The sequence below is a fragment of the Streptomyces sp. NRRL S-118 genome (genome assembly GCF_000716335.1).
GTDB lineage: Bacteria > Actinomycetota > Actinomycetes > Streptomycetales > Streptomycetaceae > Streptomyces.
Map to the genome: position 1 here is coordinate 30,717 of NZ_KL591005.1, position 23,608 is coordinate 54,324.

24 protein-coding genes are annotated in these 23,608 nt (G+C 73.0%); 13 read left to right on the forward strand and 11 right to left on the reverse strand.

Annotated features, from left to right (window positions below):
- The first annotated feature begins 144 nt into the window (after positions 1-144).
- Both IH00_RS0111700 and tyrS read left to right on the forward strand, forming a co-directional pair.
- Positions 145-1,536 carry a metallopeptidase TldD-related protein gene (locus tag IH00_RS0111700; RefSeq protein ID WP_031072444.1) on the forward strand — a complete coding sequence of 464 codons (1,392 nt, stop codon included), beginning with the start codon at positions 145-147 and terminating at the stop codon, positions 1,534-1,536.
- 60 nt (positions 1,537-1,596) lie between these two features.
- Positions 1,597-2,865, forward strand: coding sequence for a tyrosine--tRNA ligase (tyrS, locus tag IH00_RS0111705; protein ID WP_031072446.1), 1,269 nt, complete (start codon positions 1,597-1,599; stop codon positions 2,863-2,865).
- A gap of 128 nt (positions 2,866-2,993) precedes the next feature.
- Here the strand turns inward: tyrS and IH00_RS0111710 are convergent, their stop codons facing one another.
- Positions 2,994-3,269 (reverse strand): GlsB/YeaQ/YmgE family stress response membrane protein, encoded by a 276-nt coding sequence (locus IH00_RS0111710; protein ID WP_031072448.1) that lies wholly within the window; start codon positions 3,267-3,269, stop codon positions 2,994-2,996.
- Positions 3,270-3,496: 227 nt separating this feature from the next.
- Between IH00_RS0111710 and IH00_RS0111715 the strand changes: the two genes are divergently transcribed.
- Together IH00_RS0111715 and IH00_RS0111720 are read left to right on the forward strand one after the other, a co-directional pair.
- Entirely contained in the window at positions 3,497-3,883 is a 387-nt protein-coding gene (locus tag IH00_RS0111715) for a DUF3099 domain-containing protein (RefSeq protein WP_031072450.1), read from the forward strand.
- Positions 3,884-4,105: 222 nt separating this feature from the next.
- On the forward strand, positions 4,106-4,333 hold the full coding sequence (locus IH00_RS0111720) for a hypothetical protein (RefSeq protein ID WP_031072452.1): 228 nt from the start codon (positions 4,106-4,108) through the stop codon (positions 4,331-4,333).
- Here IH00_RS0111720 and moaA read toward each other — a convergent pair.
- The 3 genes from moaA to IH00_RS0111735 form a co-directional block, all read right to left on the reverse strand.
- On the reverse strand, positions 4,316-5,305 hold the full coding sequence (gene moaA / locus IH00_RS0111725) for a GTP 3',8-cyclase MoaA (RefSeq protein WP_031072454.1): 990 nt from the start codon (positions 5,303-5,305) through the stop codon (positions 4,316-4,318). The two genes, IH00_RS0111720 and moaA, sit on opposite strands and share 18 nt — an antisense overlap.
- Before the next feature lie 153 nt (positions 5,306-5,458).
- A complete protein-coding gene (locus tag IH00_RS0111730) occupies positions 5,459-7,099 on the reverse strand; it encodes a solute symporter family protein (protein ID WP_031072455.1) in 1,641 nt (546 codons plus the stop codon).
- Positions 7,096-7,461, reverse strand: coding sequence for a DUF485 domain-containing protein (locus tag IH00_RS0111735; RefSeq protein ID WP_031072457.1), 366 nt, complete (start codon positions 7,459-7,461; stop codon positions 7,096-7,098). Before IH00_RS0111735 ends, IH00_RS0111730 begins: the two co-directional genes overlap by 4 nt.
- 258 nt (positions 7,462-7,719) lie before the next feature.
- Between IH00_RS0111735 and IH00_RS0111740 the strand changes: the two genes are divergently transcribed.
- Genes IH00_RS0111740 through IH00_RS43970 form a run of 3 tightly spaced genes read left to right on the forward strand, consistent with a single transcriptional unit; the run spans position 7,720 to position 11,683 of the window.
- The gene (locus tag IH00_RS0111740; protein WP_031072459.1) at positions 7,720-9,270 is read left to right on the forward strand and encodes a S8 family serine peptidase; all 1,551 of its coding nucleotides are present in this window, start codon (positions 7,720-7,722) and stop codon (positions 9,268-9,270) included.
- A 39-nt stretch (positions 9,271-9,309) separates the two neighbouring features.
- Positions 9,310-10,695, forward strand: a complete 1,386-nt coding sequence (locus IH00_RS0111745; protein ID WP_031072461.1) for a CoA transferase — start codon at positions 9,310-9,312, stop codon at positions 10,693-10,695.
- Positions 10,696-10,753: 58 nt separating this feature from the next.
- Positions 10,754-11,683: an NACHT domain-containing protein gene (locus IH00_RS43970; RefSeq protein WP_078887694.1), complete on the forward strand. Its 930-nt coding sequence runs from the start codon at positions 10,754-10,756 to the stop codon at positions 11,681-11,683.
- A gap of 308 nt (positions 11,684-11,991) precedes the next feature.
- Here the strand turns inward: IH00_RS43970 and IH00_RS43975 are convergent, their stop codons facing one another.
- Together IH00_RS43975 and IH00_RS0111765 are read right to left on the reverse strand one after the other, a co-directional pair.
- On the reverse strand, positions 11,992-12,264 hold the full coding sequence (locus IH00_RS43975; RefSeq protein ID WP_031072464.1) for a hypothetical protein: 273 nt from the start codon (positions 12,262-12,264) through the stop codon (positions 11,992-11,994).
- 218 nt (positions 12,265-12,482) lie between these two features.
- On the reverse strand, positions 12,483-13,193 hold the full coding sequence (locus IH00_RS0111765) for a VIT1/CCC1 transporter family protein (protein WP_031072465.1): 711 nt from the start codon (positions 13,191-13,193) through the stop codon (positions 12,483-12,485).
- Positions 13,194-13,466: 273 nt separating this feature from the next.
- Here IH00_RS0111765 and IH00_RS0111770 point away from each other — a divergent pair, with 273 nt between their 5' ends.
- The 6 genes from IH00_RS0111770 to IH00_RS0111795 all read left to right on the forward strand — a co-directional run bounded on the left by IH00_RS0111770 (position 13,467) and on the right by IH00_RS0111795 (position 21,140).
- Positions 13,467-16,049 carry an MXAN_6230/SCO0854 family RING domain-containing protein gene (locus IH00_RS0111770; RefSeq protein ID WP_031072466.1) on the forward strand — a complete coding sequence of 861 codons (2,583 nt, stop codon included), beginning with the start codon at positions 13,467-13,469 and terminating at the stop codon, positions 16,047-16,049.
- 110 nt (positions 16,050-16,159) lie between these two features.
- On the forward strand, positions 16,160-17,152 hold the full coding sequence (locus tag IH00_RS0111775; protein WP_031072467.1) for a DEDDh family exonuclease: 993 nt from the start codon (positions 16,160-16,162) through the stop codon (positions 17,150-17,152).
- 64 nt (positions 17,153-17,216) lie between these two features.
- Positions 17,217-17,453, forward strand: coding sequence for a hypothetical protein (locus IH00_RS0111780; protein WP_078887695.1), 237 nt, complete (start codon positions 17,217-17,219; stop codon positions 17,451-17,453).
- A gap of 100 nt (positions 17,454-17,553) precedes the next feature.
- On the forward strand, positions 17,554-18,351 hold the full coding sequence (locus IH00_RS0111785) for an SURF1 family cytochrome oxidase biogenesis protein (protein WP_031072473.1): 798 nt from the start codon (positions 17,554-17,556) through the stop codon (positions 18,349-18,351).
- Between the two features lie 238 nt (positions 18,352-18,589).
- On the forward strand, positions 18,590-20,380 hold the full coding sequence (locus IH00_RS0111790; protein WP_031072475.1) for a glycoside hydrolase family 15 protein: 1,791 nt from the start codon (positions 18,590-18,592) through the stop codon (positions 20,378-20,380).
- 4 nt (positions 20,381-20,384) lie between these two features.
- Positions 20,385-21,140 carry an SDR family oxidoreductase gene (locus IH00_RS0111795; protein ID WP_031072477.1) on the forward strand — a complete coding sequence of 252 codons (756 nt, stop codon included), beginning with the start codon at positions 20,385-20,387 and terminating at the stop codon, positions 21,138-21,140.
- Between the two features lie 128 nt (positions 21,141-21,268).
- On the opposite strand, the gene amaP is transcribed toward IH00_RS0111795, so the two are convergent.
- From amaP to IH00_RS0111820, 5 genes are all read right to left on the reverse strand, one after another.
- Positions 21,269-21,847 (reverse strand): alkaline shock response membrane anchor protein AmaP, encoded by a 579-nt coding sequence (gene amaP, locus IH00_RS0111800; RefSeq protein WP_031072479.1) that lies wholly within the window; start codon positions 21,845-21,847, stop codon positions 21,269-21,271.
- On the reverse strand, positions 21,844-22,398 hold the full coding sequence (locus IH00_RS0111805; RefSeq protein ID WP_039946792.1) for a DUF6286 domain-containing protein: 555 nt from the start codon (positions 22,396-22,398) through the stop codon (positions 21,844-21,846). Before IH00_RS0111805 ends, amaP begins: the two co-directional genes overlap by 4 nt.
- Positions 22,395-22,817, reverse strand: coding sequence for an Asp23/Gls24 family envelope stress response protein (locus IH00_RS0111810; protein ID WP_031072483.1), 423 nt, complete (start codon positions 22,815-22,817; stop codon positions 22,395-22,397). Before IH00_RS0111810 ends, IH00_RS0111805 begins: the two co-directional genes overlap by 4 nt.
- Before the next feature lie 16 nt (positions 22,818-22,833).
- Positions 22,834-23,025, reverse strand: a complete 192-nt coding sequence (locus IH00_RS0111815) for a hypothetical protein (protein WP_031072484.1) — start codon at positions 23,023-23,025, stop codon at positions 22,834-22,836.
- Positions 23,026-23,094: 69 nt separating this feature from the next.
- Positions 23,095-23,601: an Asp23/Gls24 family envelope stress response protein gene (locus IH00_RS0111820; RefSeq protein WP_031072486.1), complete on the reverse strand. Its 507-nt coding sequence runs from the start codon at positions 23,599-23,601 to the stop codon at positions 23,095-23,097.
- Positions 23,602-23,608 lie beyond the last annotated feature (7 nt).

Consider the following 23,608-nt stretch of genomic DNA (forward strand, 5'->3'; position numbering starts at 1 on the left):
GGTCCGGGGGTCGCCCCCCGGGCCAGCACAGTCTCGACACCACGCAGGAGGCCGGCCGATGAGCGCCCACCACGCCCTTCGCCGGGGGTCCGGGGGTCGCCCCCCGGGCCAGCACAGTCTCGACACCACGCAGGAGGCCGGCCGATGAGCGCCGTCAGCAAGCCGTACGAGATCGTCGAGCGCGCCCTGGAGCTCTCGCGCGCGGACGGGTGCGTCGTCATCGCGGACGAGCAGTCCTCCGCCAACCTGCGGTGGGCCGGCAACGCGCTGACGACGAACGGCGTCACCCGTGGCCGGACGCTCACCGTGATCGCCACCGTCGACGGTGCGCAGGGCACGGCCTCCGGGGTGGTGTCCCGTTCGGCGGTCACCGCCGACGACCTGGAGCCGCTGGTGCGGGCGGCGGAGGCCGCGGCCCGTTCCGCCGGTCCGGCCGAGGACGCCCAGCCGCTGGTCGAGGGTGTGGCGGCGTCGCCCGACTTCACGGACGCGCCCGCCGAGACGTCGTCCTCGGTCTTCGCGGACTTCGCGCCCGCGCTGGGCGAGGCGTTCGCCCGGGCCCGGGCGGGCGGCCGGGAGCTGTACGGGTTCGCCCACCACGAGCTGACCTCGACGTACCTCGGTACGTCGGCCGGGCTGCGGCTGCGGCACGACCAGCCGTCCGGGACGCTGGAGCTCAACGCCAAGTCGCCGGACCGGACGCGTTCGGCGTGGGCGGGCCGCTCGACGCGGGACTTCAAGGACGTGGACCCGACGGCGCTGGACGCGGAGCTGGCGGAGCGGCTGGGCTGGGCGGAGCGCCGTATCGAGCTGCCCGCGGGGCGGTACGAGACGCTGCTGCCGCCGACCGCCGTGGCCGACCTGGCCATCTACCAGCTGTGGTCGTCGGCCGGGCGGGACGCGGCGGAGGGCCGCACCGTCTTCTCCAAGCCGGGCGGCGGCACGCGTGTCGGCGAGACGCTCTCGCCGCTGCCGCTGACGCTGCGCAGCGACCCCGACGAGCCGGGCCTGGAGTCCGCGCCCTTCGTGATCGCGCACAGCTCGGGGGACGACTCGTCGGTGTTCGACAACGGGCTGCCGCTGTCGGCCACGGACTGGGTACGGGAGGGGCGCCTGGAGCGGCTGGTCACCACGCGGCACAGCGCGGCTCTCACCCGGCTGCCGGTGGCTCCGGCGGCCGGCAACCTGATCCTGGACGGCGGTGGCGAGCGGTCGCTGGAGGAGATGGTCGCCTCGACCGAGCGCGGGCTGCTGCTGACCTGCCTGTGGTACATCCGCGAGGTCGACCCGGCGACGCTGCTGCTGACCGGGCTGACGCGGGACGGCGTGTACCTGGTCGAGGGCGGGGAGGTGGTCGGGGAGGTGAACAACTTCCGCTTCAACGAATCGCCGGTGGACCTGCTGTCCCGGGCCACGGAGGCGGGCCGTACGGAGAAGACGCTGCCGCGCGAGTGGAGCGACTGGTTCACGAGGGCCGCGATGCCGCCGCTGCGGGTGCCGGATTTCAACATGAGCTCGGTCAGCCAGGGCGTGTGACCCCCATAGACTGACTCGGCACAACCGACCGAAACCGATCGTTCAAGGAGACACGAGATCGTGACGGACATCGTCGACGAGCTGAAGTGGCGCGGGCTGTTCGCCCAGTCCACGGACGAGGACGCCCTGCGCAAGGCGCTCGCGGACGGTCCGGTCACGTTCTATTGCGGCTTCGACCCGACCGCGCCGAGTCTCCACGTCGGGCACCTGGTGCAGGTCCTCACCGTCCGCCGGCTCCAGCAGGCCGGGCACCGGCCGCTGGCGCTGGTGGGCGGGGCCACGGGTCAGATCGGTGACCCGCGGCCGACCGCGGAGCGGACGCTGAACGATCCGGAGACCGTCGCGCAGTGGGTGACGCGGCTGCGCGCGCAGATCGAGCCGTTCCTGTCCTTCGAGGGCGAGAACGCGGCGCTGATGGTGAACAACCTGGACTGGACCGCGGGCATGAGCGCGATCGAGTTCCTGCGCGACATCGGCAAGCACTTCCGCGTCAACAAGATGCTGACGAAGGACTCGGTCGCCCGGCGGCTGGAGTCCGAGCAGGGCATCAGCTACACCGAGTTCAGCTACCAGCTGCTGCAGGGCATGGACTTCCTGGAGCTGTACCGGCGGTACGGCTGCGTGCTCCAGCAGGGCGGCAGCGACCAGTGGGGCAACCTGACCGCCGGCCTGGACCTGATCCACAAGCTGGAGCCGGGAGCCACGGTGCACGCGCTGGCGACGCCCCTCATGACCAAGGCGGACGGCACCAAGTTCGGCAAGACCGAGGGCGGCGCCGTCTGGCTGGACCCGGAGCTGACCACGCCGTACGCGTTCTACCAGTTCTGGCTGAACGTGGACGACCGGGACATCTCGCGGTACATGCGCATCCTCAGCTTCCGCAGCCGTGCGGAGCTGGAGGAGCTGGAGAAGGTCACCGAGGAGCGTCCGCAGGCCCGCACCGCCCAGCGCGCGCTGGCCGAGGAGCTGACGACGCTGGTGCACGGTGCCGAGCAGTGCGCGGCAGTCATCGCCGCCTCCAAGGCGCTGTTCGGGCAGGGCGAGCTGGCGGAGCTGGACGAGGCGACGCTCACCGCGGCGCTCGCCGAGCTGCCGCACGCCCGGGTGGCCGAGCCGGGCCCGGTGGTGGACCTGTTCGTCGAGGTGGGCCTGGCGCCCAGCAAGTCGGCGGCCCGCCGCACGGTGAAGGAGGGCGGCGCGTACGTGAACAACGCCAAGGTGACGTCCGAGGACGCCGTGGTGGCCGCCGACGAGCTGTTGCACGGGCGCTGGCTGGTGCTGCGCCGGGGCAAGAAGAACCTCGCGGCGATCGAGGTCGCCGCGGGCTGACACACCGGTCGGGGGCGGCTGACACCGCCGCCGTCGGGGCGAGGGGTCCGGTACGCGACGTACCCGGGCCCCTCGTCGTGTGCCGTACCCGGCCGTGGTGTCCGTACCCGGCGGGCGGGGCCGTCGGGTCAGGCGCGTTGTTTCTTGCGGCGCATGGACATGTAGGCCATGTCGCCGACACCCACGATGACGACCGCCGCCGCCACCTGGAGGGCGTGCCGGCCCCAGTCGATGCCCGGCGTGGCCTCGATGCCGAACGCCCTGGCGAGGGCGTTGCCCACGAGGCCGCCGATGATGCCGAAGATGGTGGCCAGCCAGAGGGGACTGTGCTGCTTGCCCGGCAGGATCGCCTTCGCCAGCAGACCCAGCACGAAGCCCACGATGATCGCCCACAACCAGCCCATGGCTGCCTCCTCGGTACTGATCGGCATGAGCAGTCATCGACAGTGTGAGGGGTTGGGCCGTACGGCGCATGTCGGGCGTCCCGCGCGGGGCTGTGCCGGTGCCGCCGTCCCCGGTGAGCCGGGCGGAAGGGACGCCCCCGGCCTCGAATGCCGTGCGGGGCGGGCGTACCGTGGAAACAGGTCGGGCCCGGGGAGGGTCCGGCACAGACGTCGGGTGGTGGAAGGCGATGCGGAAGCACGGTCGGGACGAGGTCTTCCGGATCACCGGCGCGCGCCAGGGTCTGGCGGATGACGTACGGGGTCGGCAGCGCCGGTACGTCATCTCGATGTCGGTGCGCACGCTTGCGGTGATCGCGGCGGCCACCTTGTGGAACGTCGAGCGGCACGTGGCGATCGTGGCGCTCGTCCTGGGCGCGGTGCTGCCCTACATCGCGGTGGTGATCGCCAACGCCGGGCGGGAGACCGCTCCTCCGCCGCCTTCGTCCTTCACGGTCACGCCGACTCCCGTGCATCCCGCACTGGAGTCGTCACGGCCACCGGCGGACGGCGGCGCGGACTCCGCGCGGGAGCAGCGGCCGGACGCCGTACAGGAGCGTCAGTACGAGCAGAGATGACATACCGCGCCCCGACAGGGACCGCCGCTGACCTGCAACGGAACACACAAGCTCAAAAAAAGCTCAGATCAATCATGACGTTCCGGTGCACCGCGGCAATGAGCCCGTGACATACTGCGTAGGCGCTCCGCATCCCCCGTCGGAGCGACGGACCGACGCCGGGCAGCTCCCCCCGTGGCTGCTCGGCGTCGCCTTTGTTCGGGCCTTTTCCTGGGACGTGTGGTGAGCGACGAAACCCTTCCGATCTGTTCCGCCAAGGGCTGCCGGGTGGCGGCCGTCTGGGTGCTGGCCTGGAACAATCCGAAGCTGCACACGCCCGAGCGCCGCAAGACCTGGCTCGCCTGCGACGAGCACCGCGAGCACCTGTCCCAGTTCCTGGGGGTGCGCGGCTTCCTCAAGGACGTGGTGACCCTCGCCGAGTGGGAGACCCGCTCAGCCCCCGATCGCTGACATCGGACGGTCGGGCTGCAGGAAGCTGGGGTCGTCCAGGCCCGAGCCGGCCTTCTTCCCCCACATGGCCAGCTTCCATATGCGGGCGATCTCCTCGTCCGGCGCGTCCGAGCGCAGCGCCGCGCGCAGGTCCGTCTCCTCGCGGGCGAACAGGCAGGTGCGCACCTGTCCGTCGGCGGTGAGCCGGGTGCGGTCGCAGGCCCGGCAGAACGGGCGGGTGACGGAGGCGATGACGCCCACGCGGTGGGGGCCGCCGTCGACGATCCAGCGCTCGGCGGGCGCGGAACCACGCGCCTCGTCGGGTTCGGGCGTGAGCGTGAAGCGGGTGCGCAGCGACTCGAGGATGTCGCCGGCGGTGATCATGCCGTCGCGCTTCCAGCCGTGCTGGGCGTCGAGCGGCATCTGCTCGATGAAGCGCAGCTCGTAGTCGTTGGCCACGGCCCAGGCCAGCAGGTCGGGGGCCTCGTCGTCGTTGAGCCCCGGCATCAGCACGGCGTTGACCTTCACCGGTGTGAGGCCGGCGTCGCGGGCGGCCTGAAGGCCGTCGAGGACGTCCTTGTGGCGGTCGCGGCGCGTGAGGGTCTTGAAGACGTCGGGCCGCAGGGTGTCGAGGGAGACGTTGACCCGGTCCAGGCCGACGGCCTTGAGGGCGCCGGCGGTGCGCTTGAGGCCGATGCCGTTGGTGGTCAGCGACATCCGGGGGCGCGGTTCCAGGGCGGCGCAGCGCTCGACGATGGAGACCAGGCCGGGGCGCAGCAGCGGTTCGCCGCCGGTGAAGCGCACTTCGGTGATGCCGAGGCCGGTGACGGCGACGGTGATCAGCCGGACGATCTCGTCGTCGGTGAGCAGGTCGGGCTTGGCGAGCCACTGCAGGCCCTCTTCGGGCATGCAGTACGTGCACCGCAGGTTGCATCGGTCGGTGAGCGAGACCCGCAGGTCAGTGGCCACACGGCCGTAGGTGTCGATGAGCACTGGGCCCCCTCCCCCGCGTTACCGGGATCCGTATACCAGCGAGACTACGCGACGCCTCCGACAACGACACGGGCCATTGTCCACAGGAGCGGGAGGGCCGGGTCGTAGGGATCTACGACTCGACTCTCCCGCTCGTTCCGTACGGTGTCCGGATCAGTGCGCTCCGACACCGGTGAGGGACTTGACCTCGAGTTCCGCGTACTTGCCCTTGTCGGGCTCCTCCTTGGAGAGCAGCGAACCGAGCCAGCCGAGCAGGAAGCCCAGCGGGATGGAGATCAGTCCCGGGTTCTCCAGCGGGAACCAGGCGAAGTCGGCGTCCGGGAACATCGAGCTGGGTTTCCCGGAGACCACCGGCGAGAAGAGCACGAGCGTCACGGACGCGACCAGACCGCCGTAGATGGACCACAGCGCGCCCTGGGTGGTGAACCGCTTCCAGAACAGGCTGTAGAGGATGGTCGGCAGGTTGGCGGAGGCGGCCACCGCGAAGGCGAGCGCGACGAGGCCGGCGACGTTGAGGTCGCGGGCCATCGCGCCGAGCGCGATGGAGACGACGCCGATGAAGACGGTCGCCCAGCGGGCCGCGCGGACCTCCTCCTGTTCGGTTGCCTGCCCCTTGCGGATCACGTTGGCGTAGATGTCGTGCGCGAAGGACGAGGAGGAGGCGAGCGTCAGTCCGGCGACGACGGCCAGGATGGTGGCGAAGGCGACCGCGGAGATCACGGCCAGCAGGATCGCGCCGCCCGCCGAGTCCACTCCGCCGATGTGCAGGGCGAGCAGCGGCGCGGCCGTGTTGCCGGCCTTGTTGGACGCGGTGATGTCGGCGGGGCCGACGATCGCGGCGGCGCCGAAGCCGAGGGCGATGGTCATCAGGTAGAAGGCGCCGATGATGCCGATGGCCCAGTTGACGGACTTACGGGCCGCCTTGGCGGTGGGCACGGTGTAGAAGCGGATGAGGATGTGCGGCAGGCCGGCGGTGCCGAGCACCAGCGCGATGCCGAGCGAGATGAAGTCCAGCTTCGAGGTGCCGGTGGCGCCGTACTTCAGCCCGGGTTCGAGGAAGGCGGCGCCCTTGCCGCTGTTCTCGGCGGCCTTGCCGAGCAGGTCGGAGACGTTGAAGTCGAACTTCCACAGCACCAGCAGGGTGATGAGCAGGGTGCCCGCGATGAGCAGGACGGCCTTGACCATCTGGACCCAGGTGGTTCCCTTCATGCCGCCGATGGTCACGTAGACGATCATCAGCAGTCCGACGAGCGCGACGATCGCGATCTTCCCGCCGTCGGAGGTGATGCCGAGCAGCAGGGAGACGAGCACGCCGGCGCCGGCCATCTGGGCCAGCAGGTAGAAGATCGAGACGACGATCGTGGACGTGCCGGCGGCGGTGCGGACCGGGCGCTGGCGCATCCGGTAGGCCAGGACGTCCCCCATCGTGAAGCGGCCGGAGTTGCGCAGCGGCTCGGCCACGAGGAGCAGGGCGACCAGCCAGGCGACCAGGAAACCGATGGAGTACAGGAAGCCGTCGTAACCGAAGAGGGCGATGGCTCCGGCGATGCCGAGGAAGGATGCGGCGGACATGTAGTCGCCGGAGATGGCGAGGCCGTTCTGGAAGCCGGTGAACTGGCGGCCGCCCGCGTAGAAGTCCGCCGCGCTCTTGGTCTGCCGGCCGGCCCAGACGGTGATGAAGAGGGTCGCGACGACGAAGCAGGCGAACAGGGTGATGATCAGCGGACGGTGTTCCGAGGCATCGGACGCGGCCGCCAGCAGGGGGGCGGCGGCGGTGGTGTCGGCGGGGCTCATACGTCGGCCTCCATACGGGACTTGATGGCTTCCGCCTTCGGGTCGAGCTTCTCGGCCGCGTGCCGCGAGTAGAACCAGGCGATGAGGAACGTGGTGACGAACTGGGCGAGGCCCAGGGCGAGGGCCACGTTGATGTTGCCGAACAGCTTGGTGCCCATGAAGCCGCCCGCGTAGTTGGACAGCAGGACGTACAGCAGGTACCAGGCGATGAAGGCGACGGTCAGGGGAAAGGCGAAGGAGCGGTACGTGCGGCGCAGTTCGCCGAAGTCAGCGCTCTCCTGCACCTCGACGAACGACTCTGTCGTGGGCTGGACGGGGCTGGTGTCCGTACCGCCCTTGGGCGGCGGTGCATCGGTAGCCACGGAAACTCCTCGCGACGCGGATGAGCTGGGCATGGACGAAGGATCCTCAGAGGTCGGGGGTGGGTGACGCTCCTCCCCCTGACAACGTCACGGCAGGCGGGGCGAAGCGGTTCACCACCGGCCGTTTTTTCCTCCGCGACCACCTGGATGCGCCAACTCGTTGATACGCAAAGATGATCGGCGATAGCTTCGCTCGTCATGTACCTGCCCGTACGCGCACGGCGTGCGGGCGGCTGTCACGGATGATGTGGAGAACCCATGGCTCATCTGGGATCCAGGCGCGGGCGCGTACTCGCTCTGCCCGCCGGACTGGCGCTCACGGCATCGCTCGGTCTGCTGCCGGCGGGAGCGGCGTCGGCCGCCCCGGCGGGCGGGACACCGGCGGCGGCCGTCACGAACGGCCCCACGATGTCGTACGTCGTCAACGTGACGGGCGGGCACGCCACCGCCGCGTCGGTGAAGAAGGCGATAGCCCGGGCCGGCGGCACGGTGGTCATCGCGTACGACCAGATCGGCGTCATCGTCGTCCACGCGCAGAACCCGGCCTTCGCCGAGGAGATCCGCGGGGTGGCGGGCGTGTCGTCGGCCGGTGCGACGCGGACCGCTCCGCTGGCGGCGCAGACCAGTGACGACATCGCGGCGGAGCAGCCGCTGAGGGCCTCCGAGGCGCAGGCCGCGGCGGCGCGGGCGGCGGCGTCCCCGGCCGACGACGACCCGTTGCAGCCGCTGCAGTGGGACCTGCCCGCCATCAAGGCGGACAAGGCGCACCAGCGGACGCTGGGCAGCCGCGACGTCACGGTCGCCGTGCTCGACTCGGGCGTGGACGACACGCACCCGGACATCGCGCCCAACTTCGACCGGGCGGCGTCGGCGAGCTGCCTGGGCGGTGTACCGGTGCAGAAGGACAACGCCTGGCGCCCGGCGGCGCAGGAGAGCGACCACGGCATGCACGTGGCGGGCACCATCGCCGCGGCGAAGAACGGGGTCGGTGTCACCGGCGTGGCCCCGGGGGTGAAGGTCTCCAGCCTCAAGGTGGCCGAGCCCGACTCCGGCCTGTACTACACCGAGGCGGTCGTGTGCGGCTTCGTGTGGGCGGCGGAGCACGGCGCCGACGTGACCAACAACAGCTACTACACGGACCCGTGGCTGTTCAACTGCACGACCGACGCGGACCAGAAGGCGCTGGTCGAGGCCGTCACGCGGGCGTCCCGGTACGCCGAACGCAAGGGCGTGGTCAATGTGGCCGCGGCCGGCAACGCCCGGACGGACCTGGCATCCGAGACGCTGACCGACAAAACGAGCCCGAACGACACCACCCCGGTCGAGCGGGAGGTGAACACGCGGGACTGCCTGGACATCCCGTCGCAGTTGCCGGGTGTCGTGACGGTCTCCGCCACGGGCGCGCAGCGGCTGAAGGCGTCGTACTCGAACTACGGCCTGGGCGTCGTGGACGTCGCGGCGCCGGGCGGTGACTCCACGCGGTACCAGGCTCCGGAGGCGCCGGCCACCAGCGGCCTGATCCTGTCGACGACGTTCCGCGGCGGCCACACGTACAACTACAAGGGCGGTACGTCCATGGCGGCCCCGCACGCCGCCGGTGTCGCCGCCCTGATCAAGTCGGCCCGTCCGCAGGCCACGCCCGACCAGGTGAAGGCACTGCTGTACGCCCAGGCGGACGACATGGCCTGTACCGAGTCGTACGACATCGACAAGGACGGCAAGGTCGACGCGGTCTGCGAGGGCGGCGAGCACAAGAACGGCTTCTACGGGCGCGGCATGATCGACGCCCTGGACGCCGTGAAGCGGTAGAACCTTTTCAAGCATGGCACCCGGTGCCATAGTGCAAGGATGAACTCCCCCACTCCTGACGAAGTCACCCCGGTTTGGGTGGCACTCGGTGCCGACGCCTCGCTGGTCGACCGGATCTGCCCGGTGGGCCCGCGGGGCGGTCTGCCGTCGCGGCTGCCCGTGAGCGAACTGGCCCGCGCCACGGTCGCGGTGTGCTCGCTGGCGGCCGCCGAGCTCGGGGCCGTACGCGGCGGGCGGCCGGTGCCGCGGGTGCGGGTGGACGACGGGGCGGTCGCGACGGCGTTCCGCAGCGACCGGCTCGTACGCCTCGACGGGCAGGCCTGGAGCACCTTCGCGCCGCTGTCGCGGTTCTGGCGCACCGCCGACGGGCAGGTGCGCACGCACGCCAACTACCCGCATCACCGCGCCCGGCTGCTGGCCGCGCTCGGCCTGCCGGACGGCGCGGGGCCGGAGGCGGTGGCCCGCGCGGTCGCCGAGCGGCCGGCCCGGGAGGTGGAGGACGCCGTGTACGCGGCGGGCGGCCTGGCGGTCGCCGTGCGAGGCCCGCGGGAATGGGCGGCGCACGAGCAGGGCGCCCTGGTGGCGCGCCGGCCTCTGCTCACCCTGGAACGCACCGGTGACGCGCCGGCGCGGGTCCCTGACGGCGCGCCGCTGCCCTGCTCCGGCCTGCGGGTGCTGGACCTGACACGCGTGCTCGCCGGGCCGGTCGCCACCCGGACGCTGGCGCTGCTGGGCGCCGACGTCCTGCGGGTGGACGCCCCGCACCTGCCCGAGAGCCAGGAGGCGCACAACGACACCGGCCTGGGCAAGCGGTCGACGACCCTGGACCTCGGGCGCGGCACGGACCGCCGCGCCTTCGACGACCTGCTGGCGGACGCCGATGTGGTGGTCACCGGTTACCGGCCGGGCGCGCTCGACCGGTTCGGGCTCTCCCCCGAGGCGCTGGCCGAGCGCCGCCCCGGCCTGGTCGTGGGGCAGCTGTCCGCCTGGGGCCGGTACGGCCCCTGGAGCGGGCGGCGCGGCTTCGACAGCCTCGTCCAGGCGGCGACGGGCATCGCCGTGCTGGAGGGCTCCGCCGACGAGCCGGGCGCCCTGCCTGCGCAGGCCCTCGACCACGGCACGGGCTACCTGCTGGCCGCGGCCCTGCTGCGCGCGCTGACCGAGCGGCACCGGGCCGGCGGGACGTGGCTCGCCCGCCTGGCCCTGACGCAGACCGCGCACTGGCTGGTGCACGGCCTCACCCGCGGCCCGGCGGACGACGCCGCAGGGTTCCCCGGCCCGGACCGGTGGCTGACGGAGCGGGAGACCCCCATGGGGCGGCTGCGGTACGCGCTGCCCCCGGTGGCGTACGACGGCGCGCCGGCGGACTGGGCGCGCCCGCCGGGCCGCTGGGGCGCGGACCGCCCCGAGTGGCTCGGGACCTGATCACGACGCCCGCTCCCGTACGGCGGCGACAGCGCTCGCTCCGTCGGTTTTCGGCCGGATGCGACCGTCCACCGTACGCCGGGGGTACGGCAACCTGACGTTCCGTCGCGGCCCGGCGGGCTCGGGCAAGTCGACGCTCGTCCAATGGCTGGCGCTCAACGCGGCCAGGCGCACCTTCGCGGCGGAGCTGGCCGACTGGAACCGGTGCGTTCCCTTCGTGCTGAGGCTGCGGGCCTTCACGGCGGCGGAGGTCCTGCCCCTGCCGGACGACTTCCTGCGCGCCGCGGGCGTGCCGCTGCACGGCTCGGCGCCCGCCGGGTGGGTCGAATCGCTGATGTCGTCCGGACGGGCACTGGTCCTGGTCGACGGTGTCGACGAGGTACCGACGCGACTGCGCAACCGGACCGAGACGTGGCTGAAGTCCCTGATCGCGGCCTTCCCCCGGGCGCGGTACGTGACTTCGGCGTGCTGGTGCGTCACGCGCACGACGACCAGTGGGACGACGTCGTACGGATGGCCGTGGGCCACGCGCGCGTGGAGGAGCGTGCGCGGCTGCTGCGGCAGTTGCTCAAGAGGGCCGACCGCGCGCCCCGGCTGCGGCACCGGCTGGTGCTCCTGGCCGCCGCCTGCCTGGAGCACGCGCCCGAGCTGGACCCGGACGTACGGCGCGAAGTGGAGGACCGCGCCAGGGAGCTGGTCCCGCCGCGGTCGACCGAGGACGCCGAGGAGCTGGCCAAGGCCGGGGAACTGGTGCTGGAGCTGCTTCCGGGGCCGGAGGGTCTGGAGGAGGGGACGGCGGCGGCGGTCGTGCGGACGGCGGCGCGCTTCGAGGGCGACGCGGCACTCGCGGTCGTGTCCCGCTTCCGGAGGGACAGCCGTTTCCTCGTGGCGTTCGAGGTCTCCGAGGCGTGGAACTCCTTCGACACCGAGTCGTACGCGCGCGACGTACTGGCCGCCGCGCCGTGGGACACCAGCTATCTGCACGTGAACACCGCCGAGCAGCTCCATGCCCTGCGGCATGTCGCCCACGCGCGCCGTGTGGACCTCGTCGGCTCCCACTCCGACCTGTCGCCGCTGCTCGTCCTGCGGGACCCCGAATGGCTCTTCGTCTACAACAATGCCGTACTCACGGACCTCACCCCCCTCGCCTCCCTGCCGCCGGTGAAGGACATCCGCCTGAGCTGGTGTTCGCAGGTGCGCGACATCAGCCCTCTCGCCAGGCCGGGGCTCGAAGCCCTGGGGCTCATCAGCGTCCATCCGGACGTCTCGGTGGAACCGCTCAAGGACATGCCGGACCTACGGATGTTCCTGCTCAATCACCCCCTGCTCATCGAGAGCGTGGGCGAACTGCCGATCGGCCCGGGGCTGACCGAGCTCGTTCTCTTCCAGCAAGCCCGCTATGTGGCCCTGGACGGGGTGGAGCGGTGGCCCGGCCTGACGGCCCTCACGCTCTCCGGCGCCACCCAGCTGCGCCAACTGGCCCGGACCGCCTCGCTGGCCCGGCTGACCAAACTCACCCTCTTCCAGGTGGAGCCGCTCGACCTGGAACTGCTGAGCGGCCTCGCCCACCTGGAGGAGCTCAATCTGCAGGAGTGCGAGGTCCCGCGCGCGCTGGACCCGTTGCTGTGCCTGCCCTCCCTGCGGACCCTGCGGTTCGTCAACTGCCCGCAGCCGGGTCCACCCGTGGACCTGGGCCCACTGGCCGCCATGGAGCAGCTGACCATCGGCCCGGGCAGCACCCCGGTCACCGGCGCGGACGAATCGGCACCCAGCCGGATCCAGCCGTACTACACCCCCGCCGCCCCCAGCAGCGACCCCGCCCCGTACGTCACCGCCATCGCCAGCGCTCCCCCGCCCACCACCCGGAGGACCGCCGGGCGGGCCGGGGCGGCGCCGAGGCGGGCGCTGGACCAGCCGGTGAAGGTGAGGGCGGCGAGGACCGACAGGACGGTCACGTACAGGCGCGCGGAGGCCGGGGGCAGGACGATCGCGAGGAGCGGGAGCAGCGCGCCGATCGTGAAGGCGAGGAAGCTCGCGGCGGCCGCGTGCCAGGGGTTGGTGAGTTCGTCGGGGTCGATGCCCAGCTCCACGCGCGCGTGGGCGCGCAGGGCGTCGCGTTCCGTGAGCTGTTCGGCGGCCTCGCGGGCGACCTCGCGGGTCAGGCCGCGGGCCTCCAGGAGGTCGGTGAGCTCCTCGAGTTCGGCCTCGGGCTGTTCGCGCAGTTCGCGCTTCTCCACGGCCAGCGCGGCCTTCTCCGAGTCGCGTTGCGTGGAGACGGAGACGTACTCGCCGACCGCCATGGACATGGACCCTGCCAGCAGGCCGGCGAGGCCGGCCGTGAGGAGGGTGGCGCGGTCGTCCGTCGCGCCGGCGACGCCGACCACGAGCCCCGCGGTGGAGACGACGCCGTCGTTGGCGCCGAGCACGGCGGCGCGAAGCCAGTTGAGGCGTGTGCCGAGCGCGCCGCGGTGCTCCTCGTCATGGGCTGCATCAGTCACCACGGGAGGGTCTCACCCGTACGCCTGCCGCAGGCGCACGTCGTGGGGAGCCGCGCACGCGTGTCGGGCGGCGAACCGCCCGCGGGGACGCGGCGGGTGAAAAGGGGTGGCGGCGCCGCACAGGCGTTCCCTAGAGTCGGTGCCGCGGGGACGGCTCCGTACGCGTGCTTCCTTCTCCTCTTCTCTTCCACAGAATCCGTAGCGCGCCCACTCTCCGTCCCCGCTCTCACTTCTTCCGGTTGTCCGGTACCCAGGGGGATCTGTTTGTCCGTGCTGTCGTCCGTCTCGTCCGTCCTGCTCCGCCGTCTGCGCACGGTGTACGTGGAGGGGGCCGGGCGGCACCCCGGTGACGCGCCGGCCTCCGGGGCCCTCGTCGCCCTCGAAGCCGAGCTGCTGGACCGCGGATTCGCCCCGACGGCGCGACTGCGCGCCGCGCTGGCGCGGCTCGGACCGGCCGGTCTCGCGGACGCGGGCAAGGAGCTGCTGAGCCGGCTCGACGCCGAACTGGGCGCGGACCGCACCCATGTGCCGCTGTTCCGCGGCTTTCCGGTGTCCGTCCCGGACGACACGTACCGGCTCTACGTGGACCGGGTCTTCACGCTGCTGCTCCAGTGGCCCGCCCAGCCCTGCGTGCTGTGCGGCACGGTCGGCACCGTCCACCCGGTGTCGCCCTGCGCACATCTGGTGTGCCGCCGGTGCTGGGACGGCGCCGACTACTCCGGCTGCCCCGTCTGCCACCGCCGCATCGACCCGGCGGACCCGTTCCTGAAGCCCGCGAAGCCGGCCGCGAGCGCGCCGCGGGGTTCCGCCGGGGCGCCGGGCGGGCCGCTGCGCCTGCTGGACCTGGGCGCCGACCGGGCTGCGGACGCCGCCACCGCGCTGGCCGCCCTGCTGGCGCGCCGCACACCGCTGCCGCCGCAGGACCGCGACGACCTCAAGGTGCTGCTGGCGTACGCGCCGCCCGCGCTCGACTGGCTGCCCGCCGCCATTCCGGTACGGGAGACCAAGGCGCTCGTCCTGGGCACGCTGCTGCTCGACCCGCGCACCCGGGAGGCCGTGCACCCGCTGCTGGGCGACCGGCTGACCACCGCGACCGACGTGCTGCGGCTGCTGGCCGTCCTGTCGGGCGGCGCGCCGGACCTGCTGGAGCCGCGCCGGTTCCGGTCGCTGCCGCGCGGGCTGCGCCGCCGGCTGCTGGCCGTCCTGGACGGTCTGGACGCCGCTCCGCTCGTCGAGGACGTGCTGCGGCACCCGGGCCCGTGGAAGCGCGCGGCCGAGGTGCTCCACCCGTTCGAGCAGCACGGCAGGCACCCGAAGGCGGCGCTCGCCTTCGCGGTGCTGCGGGCCACCGACACCTCGGCCGTCTCGTTCGGTGCGGCGCTGCGGCGCACGGCCGCCGAGCACCCGGACGCGGTACGGGTCGACGGCACGCGCATCAGGGCGAACACCTGGGGCGCGCGGGTCGAGGAGACCCTGCGCGCCGGGGACCGGCCGGCTGCCCTGGCGCTGCTCGTCGAGCGCCCGGGAGAGCTGCTGCGCCGCCTGGACCACCTGCTGCGCCTGGACGGAGCCCAGCCGCTGTCGCCCGGGGAGAGCGCGGCGCTGGCGCGCGCCCTGCCCGGCGCGGGCCCCGGGCCGCTGCTCGCGGCGCTCGGACGCCTGCGCGCCCGTCACCTGCCGGGCGAGCGGCGGGTGTTCTTCCCGCGCGGGCGGGTGACCCGCGCGTACGCGGTGGAGGACACGCGCCCGCCGCTGCCCCACGCCCTCACCCGGCGGGTCTGCGCGCTGCTGGAGGCGGAGGCCCTGCGCCGTCTGTCCGGCGCGTCGCGGTTCCGCCTGGCGGTGCTGGACGCGGGCCTCGCCGGGCTGGCCGTCCCCTCGGCCGAGGGGGCCGCTGCGAAGGCCCTGGTGTCGGTGCCGCGCGGCAGCACCCAGCCGCTGCCGGAGGGGAATGTGCTGCGCCTGTTCCTGCACTGGACCGAGCCGCCGGGGACCCGGGTGGACCTGGACCTCTCGGTCGCGCTGTACGACGCGGACTGGACGTTCCTCGGCCTGTGCGACTACACGAGGCTGGTGTACGGCCACCGGGCCGCGGTCCACTCCGGTGACCTGACGTCCGCGCCGGCGCCCGGCGGGGCGACCGAGTACGTCGACCTGGACCTGCCGGCGCTGTCGGGGGCGGGGGTGCGGTACGCGCTGCCCATCGTCTTCAGCTACAACAACATCCCCTTCGACCAGCTCCTCGACGCGTTCGCCGGTTTCATGGCGCTGAGCTCGAAGGAGGCCAGGAGTTCGCGGTACGACCCGCGTGCGGTGCGCCAGCGTTACGACCTCGCGGGTGAGTCGAGGATCCACGTGCCGCTGCTGGTGGACCTGGAGCGGGGCACGTTCCTGTGGACGGACGTGCACCTGCCGCCGTCGGAGGGCTATCACAGCGTCGCCCGGCACAGCACCGCCCTGGGCGGCATCGGCCGGGACCTGTTCCAGTACTTCACCGCGGGGCGTACGAGCCTGTGGGACGTGGCGGTGTGGCACGCGGCGGCCCGCGCGGAGGAGACCCTCGTGGTGCGCGACGGCGAGGTGCTGTACTTCACGCGGCGGCTGGGCGAGACGCTCGGTGCCTATGCCGGGCGTATCCGCACGAACGGGGCACCGGACGCGCGGCGGCGCGCCGACGACCCGGTGGCGCTCGCCGCCGGGGCGGCGGCCGGGAGGCAGGCGCTGCTGGCGCTGGTCGACGGCGCGGTGGCGCCCGAGGGGGCGTCGGGAACGGTCTACCGGCTGCTCCCGGGCGCGGTGGACGGCTGCGGCCTGGAACAGGCGTCGGCCGGGGACCTGCTCGCCCCGCTCGCCTGACACGTGCCCAACTGCCGTGCAGGGCCCGGCTTTCGGGGCGCGGGGCGTCAACACGGCGACGGGGCGGGGGATGCCGGGGACCACGTTGTCAGTGGCGGCCTCTATTCTCAGTGACCATGCTCGACGACCGTACGACAGCAGCAGCGTGGCCGGCCGCCTACCCGCAGGGGTACGCGGTCGTCGACGTGGAGACCACCGGACTCGCCCGCGACGACCGGATAGTGTCCGCTGCCGTCTACCGGCTCGACGCGCAGGGCAACGTCGAGGACCACTGGTACACGCTGGTCAATCCGGAGCGGGACCCGGGCCCGGTGTGGATCCACGGCCTGACGAGCGACGTGCTGGAGGGGGCGCCGCTGTTCGCCGAGGTCGCCACCGAGTTCTCGCAGCGGCTCGACGGCCGGGTGCTCGTCGCGCACAACGCGATGTTCGACTGGTCGATGATCGCGCGGGAGTACGCCCGCGCGGAGTGCACCGCGCCCGTACGCCAGCGGCTGTGCACCATCGCGCTCGCCAAGGAGCTGGCACTGCCGCTGCCGAACCTGAAGCTGGAGTCGCTGGCCGCGCACTTCGGTGTCGTCCAGCGGCGCGCGCACAACGCGCTGGACGACGCGCGCGTGCTGGCGGAGGCGTTCCGGCCGAGCCTGCACACGGCGGCGGAGCGGGGCGTACGGCTGCCGCTGCTGGAGTGCCGGCCGCTCACCGAGTGGGCGGCGGCGCCGGCGCCGCGCATCGGCCGGCAGGCCACGTCGTCCGCGTACCGGTCGGGCAGCTGGCGGCCCTCGCGCAAGCGTCCGCCGTGCCCGTACCCGAACCCCGGGCGTTACGAATCGGACAAGCCGCTCAAACAGGGCATGCGTGTGGCCTTTTCGGGCGATACGTCCGTCGATCGGGAACTGCTGGAGGACCGCGCCGTGGAGGCCGGCCTGCATGTGGCGACCAGTGTGTCGCGGCTCACCAGCCTGCTCGTCACCAACGATCCGGACGCGGCGACGTCGAAGACCATCAAGGCGAAGTCCTTCGGGACGCCGATCCTCGACGAGGCGGCGTTCACCCATTTGCTCCGGGACGTGGCTCCTGCGGAGGACTCGGCAGACGGGTGACCGCGCGACCGCCGTCGGGCGTTTCGCCGTCCGTTCCGGCGGCGGGCGCCGCACCCTGTGGCGCATGGCACGTTGCGAGGTCTGCGGAAACGATTACGGCATGTCCTTCGAGGTGCACGCGCAGGGCGCGGTGCACGTCTTCGACTGTTTCGCCTGCGCCATCCACCGCATGGCGCCCATCTGCGAACACTGCCGGGTCCAGATCATCGGCCAGGGCGTCGAGGTCGACGGCCAGTGGTTCTGCGGCGGGCACTGCGCCCGCGCGGAGAAGGGTCAGGTGGGCATCGTCGACAAGGTGTGATCCCCCGGTCCCGCCGCCCTGTCGGCGCGCCCGACCCCGCCGCCCCGCGGCCGGGACCCCCGCTCCCCACACCCCATGGCCCGAGTTGTACGGTCATGGGGTGTACCGCTTCCTGTTGTCCCGGCAGTGGGTGATCCTCACCCTCGTCGCCCTCGTCCTCATCCCCGTGATGATCGAGCTGGGCTTCTGGCAGTTCCACCGGCACCAGAACCGGGTCGCGCAGAACGCCCTGATCGCGGACAACCTCAAGGCGGAGCCCGTCCCCGTGACGGAGCTCACCTCTCCCGGGCACACCGTTCCGCGCGGCGACTACTGGCGTCAGGTGACCGCGACCGGCACCTTCGACACGGCCCACGAGGTCGTCGTCCGCCGGCGCACCAACGCCGACGACAAGGTCGGCGTCCTCGTCCTGACCCCGCTGGTCCTCGCCGACGGCCGCGTCGTGCTGGTCAACCGGGGCTGGGTGCCGGCCGCCGCCGATCAGATGGCGTACCCCGAGGTCCCGCCCGCCCCCGCGGGCGAGGTGACGGTCACCGGCCGGCTCAAGGCCGACGAGACGACCGGGGCCAGCGGCATCAAGGACCTCAGCGGTCTGCCGCCCCGCCAGGTGATGCTGATCAACAGCGAGCAGCAGGCAGAGCGGCTCGGCCGTGAGGTGCTCGGCGGGTACCTGGAGCAGACCGGGCCGCGGCCGGCCGGGGACACCCCCGAGCTGATCGCCGAGCCGGACCACGACTCCATCGGCGCGCACATGGCGTACGCGGTGCAGTGGTGGCTGTTCGCGTCCGGTGTACCGGTCGGGTGGGTGGTGCTGGTGCGCCGCGAGAAGCGCGACCGGGAGGCGGCGGCCGGGGCGGGGACGCAGGAGGGCGCCGCGCCCGAACCGTCCGTCGCGTGAGGGGCCGCCGGGTACGTCCCCGGCGTGAGGGCCCGGCGGACACCTCCCCGACGTGAGGCGCCGGCGGGTACGGGGCGCCAGCGGGTACGTGGCGCCGGCGGGTACGTGGCGCCGGCGGGTACGCCCTTGGCGGTGGGCGCCGCCCGCGGGACGCGCCGCCGGGTGCCGGGGCGTCACCGATGAGCCCCCGCCGCATGGCAGTTGCTTAGCCGAACGCCGGTGCGGGAACACGCCAGTCGTGACGCAACGCATCGAGGACTACGCCCTCATCGGCGACCTGCAGACCGCGGCGCTGGTGGGCAAGGACGGCTCCATCGACTGGCTGTGCCTGCCGCGCTTCGACTCGTCGGCCTGTTTCGCGGCGCTGCTCGGCGACGAGGAGAACGGCCACTGGCGGCTCGCGCCCAAGGGCGCGTCGGCGTGCACACGACGGAGTTACCTCGGTGACTCGCTCGTCCTGGAGTCCGTGTGGGAGACCCGCACGGGCACGGTACGGGTCCTCGACTTCATGCCGCAGCGGGACGAGGCACCCGATGTCGTACGGATCGTGGAGGGCATCAGCGGCACCGTCGAGATGGCGGGGGTGCTGCGGCTGCGCTTCGACTTCGGGTCGATCGTGCCGTGGGTGCGCCGTTCGGACGGCCACCGGGTGGCGATCGCCGGCCCCGACTCCGTCTGGCTGCGCAGTGAACCCGAGGTCAAGACGTGGGGCCAGCAGTTCAGCACCTGCTCGTCGTTCACGGTCGGCGCCGGGGAGAAGGTGGCGTTCGTCCTGACCTGGCACCCCTCCCACCGCCCCCGGCCGCCGCTGGTCGACCCGTACGAGTCGCTGGAGCACACGCTGGAGGACTGGAAGTCGTGGGCGGCGCAATGCTCGTACGAGGGGCCCTACCGGGACGCGGTGCTGCGCTCGCTGATCACGCTGAAGGCGCTGACGTACGCCCCCACGGGCGGGATCGTGGCCGCGCCGACGACCTCGCTGCCCGAGGAGATCGGCGGGGTGCGCAACTGGGACTACCGCTACTGCTGGCTGCGCGACTCCACGCTCACGCTGGGCGCGCTGCTGTCCGCCGGCTACCTGGAGGAGGCGGGTGCCTGGCGGGACTGGCTGCTGCGCGCGGTCGCGGGCGACCCGGCCGACCTGCAGATCATGTACGGGCTGGCGGGTGAGCGGCGGCTGCCGGAGACGGAGCTGCCCTGGCTGCGCGGGTACGCGGGGTCACGTCCGGTACGGACCGGGAACGCCGCGGTGCACCAGCTGCAGCTGGACGTGTACGGCGAGGTCATCGACTCGCTGTACCTGGCGCGCGAGGCGGGCATGGCCGCGCAGTCGCACGCGTGGAACCTCCAGCTGAGCCTGCTGAACTTCCTGGAGTCGGCGTGGCGGCGGCCCGACGAGGGCCTGTGGGAGGTGCGCGGCCCCCGGCGCCACTTCGTGCACTCGAAGGTGATGGCGTGGGTCGCCGCCGACCGTGCCGTACGGACGCTGGAGGCGCACCCGGAGCTGGGCGGCGACGCGGCGCGCTGGCGGGTGATGCGGGACGAGGTGCACCGCGAGGTGTGCGAGAAGGGCTACGACCCGGAGCGGAACACCTTCACCCAGTCGTACGGGTCCCGCGAGCTGGACGCGGCGACGCTGCTGATCCCGCGGGTCGGATTCCTCCCGCCGGACGATCCGCGCGTGGTGGGGACGGTGGACGCGGTGCGGCGGGAGCTGACGCACGACGGGCTCGTCCGCCGCTACAGCGTGGAGGGGGTGGCGATCGACGGCCTGCCGGGCGGCGAAGGCACGTTCCTGGTGTGCTCGTTCTGGCTGGCGGACGCGCTGCGGATGACGGGACGCACCAAGGAGGCCCGGGAGCTGTTCGAACGGCTGCTGGCGCTCCGCAACGACGTGGGGCTGCTGGCGGAGGAGTACGACCCGGGGGCGCGACGGCAGCTGGGCAACTTCCCGCAGGCGTTCAGCCATGTCGGACTGGTCGGAACCGCCTGCGCCCTGGCGCGCGAGGAGGCCGCCGGAGCAGGATAGGCGCATGGATCTTGGACTGAAGGACCGTGTGTACGTCGTGACGGGCGCGTCGCGGGGGCTGGGCAACGCGTCGGCGCGGGCGCTCGTGGCGGACGGGGCGAGGGTCGTGCTCTCGTCGCGCGACGAGAAGGCGGTCGCGGAGGCGGCCGCCGACCTGGGACCGGGCGCCGTGGGCGTCGCGGTGGACAACGCCGACCCGGCGGCGCCCGAGCGCCTGATCGACGCCGCCCGTACGCACTTCGGCCGGTTCGACGGCATCCTCATCAGCGTGGGCGGCCCGGCGCCGGGCTCGGCGGCGGACACCACCGAGGAGCAGTGGCGGGCGTCCTTCGACGCGGTGTTCCTGGGAGCGGTGCGCCTGGCCCGCTCGGCGGCGGCCGCACTGGGCGAGGGCGGTGTGATCGGGCTGGTGCTCTCGGGGTCGGTGCACGAGCCGATCCCGGGACTGACCATCTCCAACGGCCTGCGGCCGGGACTGGCGGGCTTCGCCAAGTCCCTCGCCAACGAGGTCGGCCCGCGCGGCATCCGCGTCGTCGGCCTGCTGCCCTCCCGGATCGACACCGACCGCGTCCGCGAACTCGACGCCCTGTCGGGCGACGCCGCCGCGGCGCGCGCGGCCAACGAGGAGCGGATCCCGCTGCGCCGCTACGGCACCCCGGAGGAGTTCGGCACCACGGCCGCGTTCCTCCTCTCCCCCGCCGCTTCGTACCTGACGGGCGTGATGCTCCCCGTGGACGGGGGCGCGCGGCACGGGTTCTGACCGACGGGCTGGTCCGGCCCGCGGCACGGCTTCGTGCCGCGGGCCGGTTCCGCGTCTTCCGAGCGGCCTCAGGGGCGCCGTCAAAGGCCGCGGAGTTCCGTGGGCGGCCCTCAGCCGGGCGGTCGGCGTCAGGTGACGCGGTCCGGGCGGTGCTTGAGGGCCCGCAAATGGGCTTCGGCCGGGAGCACGGGCAGGCCGGCCGAGGTACGGGCGTGGCCGAGGGCTTCGGACGACAGGTGCGTGAGCGTGGCGGCCGGCGACGCGTGCGGCTCCAGTGTCAGGGAGACACGGGCCTCGGGGGCCGTGCGGCGGCCGGTGAGCCGGACCCGGGCGCTGGATACGCCGTCCAGCGTCTCCGCCTCGGACTCGACCGCGTCCTCCAGCGTCCGGCCCTGCAGCACCGCGCCCTCGCCGTCGCCGGTGTCGACGAGCACCTCGGTCAGCCGTTGACGCCGCAGCTGTGCCAGCAGCCACACCAGCGCCAGCAGCACCAGGGCCGCGAGAACCGCGACAGCGACGGGCCATCGCCAGCCGCCCGTGCCGCGCCGGTCCTCCGCGAGCAGCACCGCGTCGGGGCCGCTCCACGGCCACCACGACGGCACGCCCAGGTCCAGGCCGGCCGCGAGGACCGCGCCGCCCACGCAGAGCAGCACCAGCCCGGCCAGGCCGACGAGGGCACGGTTGACGGTACGGAGCACGCCGGTCACCTCCTCTTCACCGCGTGGGCGACGTGCAGCGACAGCGACGGCGGCCGTTGCAGCCCGAGGTCCGCGATCGCCTGGTCGAGCGCCCTGCGCAGGTCGTCGTGCACCTCGTCCAGTTCCCGGAAGTGCGACACCGCCCGTACGGCGACGGCGCGCCGGCGGGTCCGGACGCGGACGGACTGCACGCCGGACACGGCCAGCGCCCGGTCACGCAGCACCAGCGCCACCGCGTTCCGGTCGAGACCGGCGCGTACGGGTACGGAGTCGCGCCGCATCGGCAGGATCGTGCGCAGCCCCGGGGTGAGGGCCAGCACGAGCAGCCACAGGCCGAGCGCCGCCGCCACCGCGGCGCCGACGCGGACATAGGTGTCGTCCAGGGGCCGGGTGGCCAGTTCGTCGGAGAGCACGCGGCGCCAGGCCATGCCCGGCCGTCCGGCATGTACCGCCGCGACGTCGTACAGCAGCAGTCCCGCGCCGCCCAGGACGACCAGCCCGACCAGTACGGCCGGGACGCGCCGCACGGACCAGAACCGCCCTTTGTCCCGTGTGCTCATCGGACCCTCCTGCGGTCCCGGCCGCCCCCGTGCGGCGAATGGAGCCGCTCCACCCGGATCGCGACCTCCGGCACCCGCAGGCCTGCGAGGGTCTCCACCCGGCGGCCGACGTGGTGGCGCACGGCTCCGCACTGGGCGCCGAGGTCCGAGGGGTATCCGAGCTCCAGGCTGATCCGGACGCGTGCGCTGTCCCGGTGCACGACGACGGACGCGTGCGGCGGCTTGCCGCCCTGCGGTACGCCGCCCTCCGGCAGGCCGTCGAGGGCCTCGCGCGCCGCCTGCGCCGCGATCTTCGCGACGACGCGGTCGGCGAGCGTCGTCGCCCCGCGGTCGGCCGCGCCGACGCGGCCGCCGCCTTCGCCGCCTGCGCCGCCGTCCTGGCGGCCACCGGGAGCTCCCGGACCGCGTGAGGCCGTCATCGCCCCCGTCACCGCGTCACCGCCTCCGGTCGTAACGGTCGCGGCTGCGGAAGAAGTCACCGGGCTCCAGGTCTCCGTCCACGAACCGCCCCACCACGAAGCCGACCGCACCCAACGCCGCGACCAGCACAAACGCGCCGAAGCCGCCGAAATACCCGGCGAACCCGAGCGCCATCCCGGCCAGCAGGCCGACCATCGCCATGCTCATCTGCGCTCCTCCGCGCTCCGCGCTTGCCTGTGACGTCGCTTGCCTGTGAGGTCCGTGGAGTCCCCGCGACTACTGGAGCCGTGTCTCCTGCTCCTCTTCTTCTTCCTCTTCCTCGGGCAGCTTCACGTCGCTGACGGCGATGTTGACCTCGACCACTTCCAGTCCGGTCATCCGCTCCACCGCCGCGATGACGTTCTCCCGGACGTCCCGGGCGACATCGATGATGGAGACGCCGTATTCGACGACGATCTCGAGGTCCAGCGCCGTCTGCACCTCTCCGACTTCGACCTTCACACCGCGCGTGACGCTCGGCCGACCGCCGGGCACGCGGTCGCGCATGGCCCCGAAGGTGCGGGACATCCCGCTGCCCATGGTGTGGACGCCGTCGACGTCCCGGGCCGCGAGTCCGGCGATCTTCTCGACCACGCCGTCGGCGATGGTGGTACGGCCGCGTGCCCCAGGGTCGGCAGAGCGCCGGGCCGCCGAGGCCTTCCGGGTCGCCTCGGCCGCCGGTTCCCTGATCTGCGAGGACTTCGCCACCTGGGCGGCCTGCGGGGTCTGCGAGGTATCACTCATCGCCGTT